The organism is Pedobacter sp. 01N416, assembly GCF_056399685.1.
The window spans coordinates 1-5,644 of the sequence record NZ_JBFTRT010000317.1; the positions used below are offsets into that span (position 1 = coordinate 1).

A 5,644-nucleotide genomic window follows, 5' to 3' on the forward strand; every position below is an offset into this window, starting at 1 on the left:
GCTGTACTGTTGTTCGTAGTAGGATTGATAGTTGCCTGAGGTTACATTGTTTAACCAATCTTCGTTCTGTAAATACCAGTCTACCGTTTTGGCTAAGCCTTCTTCAAATTGTAAGCTAGGTACCCAATCCAATTGATTTTGCAGTTTACTCGAATCAATGGCATAGCGCAAATCATGCCCCGCGCGGTCGGTTACATAGGTGATTAGTTTAGCTGATTCTCCCGCTTCGCGACCAAGTTTTTGGTCCATAATAGTACAAAGCAAATTGATGAGATCAATATTTTTCCACTCGTTATGTCCACCAATGTTGTAAGTATCTCCTGTTTTTGAGTTGTGGAAAATTACATCGATTGCCCTGGCATGATCTTCTACCCATAACCAATCACGTACGTTCTCCCCTTTACCATATACCGGTACCGGTTTGTTATTCTTGATATTATTAATTGCTAATGGAATCAGCTTCTCAGGAAAATGATGAGAACCATAGTTGTTAGAGCAATTAGAAATTACGCAATCCATGCCATAAGTATCATGGTAGGCCCTTACAAAGTGATCTGAACTCGCCTTTGAGGCCGAATAAGGGCTATGCGGATCGTAAGCAGTGGTTTCGGTAAACATCCCTGTTTCACCTAAAGCGCCATAAACCTCATCGGTACTTACATGATAGAAACGTTTTTTATTGTAATCACCTTTCCAATATTCACGGGCAGCATTTAATAAATTTACAGTACCAATTACATTTGTTATTACAAAAGCCGTTGGATCAGAAATAGAACGATCTACATGACTCTCCGCTGCAAGGTGGATAACGGCATCGAAGTTTTCTGTTTTAAACAGATCGAACATCGCGTTCGCATCAGTAATATCTTCTTTTACAAATCTGTAATTTGGCTTATTTTCAATATCGGTTAAATTAGCCAGATTACCTGCGTAGGTAAGTTTATCTAAATTGACGATCTCGTATTGAGGATAGTTGTTAACAAAACGGCGAACTACATGAGAGCCAATAAAGCCCGCACCACCAGTGATTAAGATTTTTTTCACAGTTATTAAATGATTTTCAATTCCGCTAAAGTAAGTTAGATTTCGGCAAAAAACAACTTAATTTTGACATAAGCTGAAAACCGAACGAATAATTTAGAAGCAATTAGTCAGTTTTCCTGACCATCTTCTACATAAAATAGATAAGCTTGCAGTTGCAATAGATATACGCAAGAAAAGTATAGATGACGCTTATATTTGACTTTACTGTTGCACCAATAACATGAAAATTTAAGGAAGAAAAACTACATCGCCGCCACAGAGCTTTCCAATTCTTTATACCATTCTTCTCCATATTTACGGATTAGTGGTCCTTTTAAAAAACTATAAACTGGTACTTTAAGTTCACGGCCAAAGGTGCAGGCATCGTGACAGATGTGCCAGCGGTCGTAATTTAGCACGTCGAATTCTGGATATTTCGTTATCCGAATAGGGTAAAGGTGACAAGAAATCGGCTTCTGCCAATCTACAATACCTTGCTCATACGCTTTTTCAATGGCACATTTCGTAATACCACCCTCAAAAAGCACGTAAGCACATTCTTTATTTTTATCTACGCAAGGGGTGGTTAAATCGCCATCTTCATCAACTACGTAAACGCCTTGTTCCTCAATGGCTTTAATACCCTTTTCATTCAACAGGTGTTTTATTTTTGGATATATCTCTTCCAAAATGGCCTTTTCGTCATTATCCAATGGTGCACCGGAATCACCTTCCACGCAACAGATTCCTTTGCATTTGCTTAAATTACAAACAAAGTTTTCTTTCAATACGTCTTCGTGCACCAGCACCTGTTCAACTTCTATCATCATTATTCTTTTGCTAAAGCATATTTCAGGCCACTGGCCGATTTTAATTCCATGGTAACTGCTCCTACCAATATCTCTACCTGGGCCTTTACCGGCACGCGGTTTCCATCATCGGTTACCCAGAGGTATAACCTGCTATCTTTTTTAAATATCCTTCCCGGTTTAATAGATGGACTAAATTTTAAACAACGGATGTTCCCCAACTTACTTTTAATCGTTTCTTTTCCTATATATTCTACCTCTAAGGCTGAGATTTCGTCACCCAAGAAATAGTTCAGTTTAAACTTATCACCAATTTTGATTTTACTGATATCCAGGCTCCGGGCAAAATAATAAGCCGAAACAAGATCAAAAGTCTGATTAGTCGGCGTTGTAAAAGTCCCTCTGTTCGAAACTACTTTCTTAGCATCCTGCGTAAACCGGGCCTTATCCTGGCGTCTATAACTGGCCTCACGGATATTCTCCTGATAGAAGTAAGGTAAAAGGTCAGTTTTATCGATATACGAATCGTAATGGTCTCTTATCTTATAAAACACGTCAAAGGTGCCAGAGGTCTGCGCATCAACCGTAAGCTTATAAGTTGACCTGTTATCAAACTTTAAATCAGAATTGGCTACCTTAATGGTGGCCTCTGCCGCCGTGATAAACCCATACCTTAATTTATACTGCAAAACCTCTCCTTCCTGAAATACCGCCTCTTTCTTCAGGGGAAGTTGCTGAGCCGTTCCCAAAAGACTGCATAAGCCAGCCGTGACGGTTATAAATAATTTCTTCATTGCTTTTGTTCTCATTTGTGTGTGTGTTCATTATCAGCATGAGAGATCCTGAAATAAATTCAGGATGACGTACCGAAAAGGGAAAAAGGTTTTCCTTTAAAAGAAATTAAACTCTTCCTCCATGAAGATATACAAAAAGCAAACCAAAATTTAATCTTTTCTTTTATATACAGGAACCGTAGAGCAAGGCTCGCCGAACATAATGCTTTTAACTATCGGGGTAAGCAGGTTGGTTACCTCAACATAGGCTGAAACCGGAACATCGATATCTCCACATCCTTTTACCACCACACGCTCGTTGGCATAATCTTGAGGATTAATTTTAGCCAATGCCTTGGTAAATAAAACAGCTTCCAATGTATTTAAATCGCCAAATACTACTTCATTGGCATAAGGTTTTAGTTTATTGGCAAGCAACATATAAGCCCAGGTAGGTACAATTGCATCGGCCGAGCAGATAATGGCTACATTCTTATCCTGATATTGCGCCCAATCGTGAGTTTTGATAAACTCTCTAAAATCCTTTTCTCTTAACATTAAACCATGAAATAGATTATCCACTATATCATAAACCACTCTTTCGCCTTTATGATAAAAATCTTCGAGATTTAAAGTAATTAAACCGCTATTGGCTACTTTGTTAATAATGTTTTCCTGAATTTCCATGTTCTTAAATAAAAAAAACCGTTCCGACTAATCATCGGAACGGTTACAAAATTACGTATTTTCTATTTAATAGAATTTCACGCGATTGTCTTTTATCTTTGCATTTTCTTGTAAAGCCTGGAAAGCCGATCCTAATGAACGCTGTCCTAAACTTAACATCATGCTTTCTTTTTGTTTGAACATGTTGGCAATTGGTGCAGGACTGGTAAATCCATCAACTGAAAATACATAAACACCGCGTTCTCCCTGAACAGGAGCAGATACTTTACCTGGCTGCGAACCAAAAACGCTTCCTACTAAAGCATTTTCCTGTGCTACGCCTGGGATTACTGGATTAGCAAATACCACATTTTGTACTGGATTAACCGGACGTGCAACTTTAGCTGCAACCTGATCGATACTTCCTTTACCTGCATTAGCTAATTTTTCTTTTAATTGTTTTGCTTTGACTGCATTAATTACCATTGGCTCAATTTCTTTCTTCACATCAGCTAATGATAAAATACCTTTTGGACTGATGGTAGTTAAACGGGCCACAACATAAGCATTGCTCATGGTATAAATTTCAGGTAATACGTCACCTTTATCTGCTGCGTAAGCATCCTGAATTAATTTACGTGGATTATCCAATCCAGCTGCAAAACCTTGTGTTGATGCAACCTTATCAGCAACAGCAACTTTTAATCCTTTTTGTGCAGCAAATTTGCTAAAGTCGTTACCTTTCACATCCGTTAAGAAATTGCTTGCTGCTTTGTAAGCAGCCGCCTGGGTTTTGCTACTTGCATTTAATGCTTTTTCTACGTAAGCTAATTTAGCCACTTTAGATGAACCGATCTGTTTTTCGATTTTAAGCACATGGTAGCCAAATTGAGACTTTACTACTTTAAGATCTCCTGTCTTTCCATCAAAGGCTGCATTCTCAAACTCAGGTACCATAGCACCACGGGCGAAAGCTGGCATTTCGCCACCTTTATCTTTCGAACCGTCTACACTGTAGTTTTTAGCCAGTTCTGCAAAGTTAGCGCCTTTTAAAATTAATGCTTTTAATGAATCAGCTAACTTAAGTGCTTTATCTTCGCCACCAACTTTAGCCGGATCGATTAAGATGTGGCTTGCTTTTACCGAATCAGGAGAAATACGGGTAGATACTACCTTTACAATTTTGTATGAGTTACCGCTTAATTTAGGGCCATAAAAACTGCCTGCTGGTAAAGCAAATACTACTGAATCAACAGCCGGATCCAATTTACCTTTTGTGATATAAGTAAACGGAACTTTTACGTCTGAATTGATTGCAGCGAAAAGTGAATCGTTTTTAGCCACCTGAAAATCAGCAGCAATTTTGTCTACCTGAGCTTTGATTGCCAATGAATCTGCTTTGGTTGGACTGATACTGAAAGTAACGTATTCGAAAGCACGTGTTTCTTGTGGATTGTTAAAACGTGCTTTGTTCTGATCATAATATTCTGAGTAGTCGTTGTCTGTTAATTTAACGGAAGCATCAGGAATAGAAGTATAATCTAAACTTACGTATTTAAAATTAGCCAGTTTATTACGGTTGGTATATTCATCAGTAGCTTCTAAAGAAGTTACATAAACCGAATTACGGATTAAGTTCGAATATTTTGTTTGCAGGGCCTGATTTTTAATCTCTTCCTGTAACATGGTAGATTGTTGCAAAGCCTGAGGTTCTTTCGATTTTAGAAAGTTCATCAAAGTAGCACGGTCTAACTGTCCTGTTTGAGGATTAGAGAAATATTGTTTAATTAGGGGGCTAGGGTTTTGACCTTGTAATAAATCTACCAGTTCATCTTCAGAAACTGTTAAACCTAAACGATCGTACTCTTTAGTTAACAAAACTTTTGCTAACTCTGCATTCCATGCCTGGTCAACAGCCATAGCGGTCATCTGTGCATTTGCACTGCCGCCATATTGTTGTTTCATCTGGTTTACACCTTGATCAACTTTTGGTCCGAATTCATCAATATTGATATCCTTACCATCAATAGACCCTACAACTTTTTGATTTGCCGACCAAAAAGGTTTACCCACGTTAATTGCATCACCTACTAAAAATGCAACAATTGCAAAACCGATGGCAAAAACTAGAATATAGCCTGCACGGTTACGCAAAAATGTCATTAATCCCATATTGTAATTATAAATTTATTTAGTTCTTTTTTAAGAGGGCGCAAGATACAAATTTGCCTCAAAAAAGAAAACACAAAATTTTATTTATCAAGTGTTTAATTTTTAAGTAAATACAAGCCCTGTTTTAATGTTTGAATGACAGAATTTTGAGTGATTGAATGACCAGAATTGTTGAATGGCAAAATTAGTGAATGATGGAGT

5 protein-coding genes are annotated in these 5,644 nt (G+C 37.8%); all 5 read right to left on the reverse strand.

All coding sequences use genetic code 11. The features are described 5' to 3' along the window. A partial coding sequence (gene rfbB, locus AC1DND_RS17220) for a dTDP-glucose 4,6-dehydratase (RefSeq protein WP_477583461.1) occupies nt 1-1,044 on the reverse strand: 1,044 nt, incomplete at its 3' end. A gap of 242 nt (nt 1,045-1,286) precedes the next feature. Continuing rightward, nucleotides 1,287-1,850, reverse strand: a complete 564-nt coding sequence (locus AC1DND_RS17225; RefSeq protein ID WP_086549448.1) for a DUF3109 family protein — start codon at nt 1,848-1,850, stop codon at nt 1,287-1,289. Between the two features lie 2 nt (nt 1,851-1,852). Continuing rightward, nucleotides 1,853-2,626, reverse strand: a complete 774-nt coding sequence (locus tag AC1DND_RS17230) for a DUF3108 domain-containing protein (protein WP_477583463.1) — start codon at nt 2,624-2,626, stop codon at nt 1,853-1,855. A gap of 150 nt (nt 2,627-2,776) precedes the next feature. Further along, the gene (locus AC1DND_RS17235) at nt 2,777-3,292 is read right to left on the reverse strand and encodes a DUF2480 family protein (RefSeq protein ID WP_477583464.1); all 516 of its coding nucleotides are present in this window, start codon (nt 3,290-3,292) and stop codon (nt 2,777-2,779) included. 66 nt (nt 3,293-3,358) lie between these two features. After that, on the reverse strand, nt 3,359-5,443 hold the full coding sequence (locus AC1DND_RS17240) for a peptidylprolyl isomerase (RefSeq protein ID WP_477583466.1): 2,085 nt from the start codon (nt 5,441-5,443) through the stop codon (nt 3,359-3,361). Between the last annotated feature and the right edge of the window lie 201 nt (nt 5,444-5,644).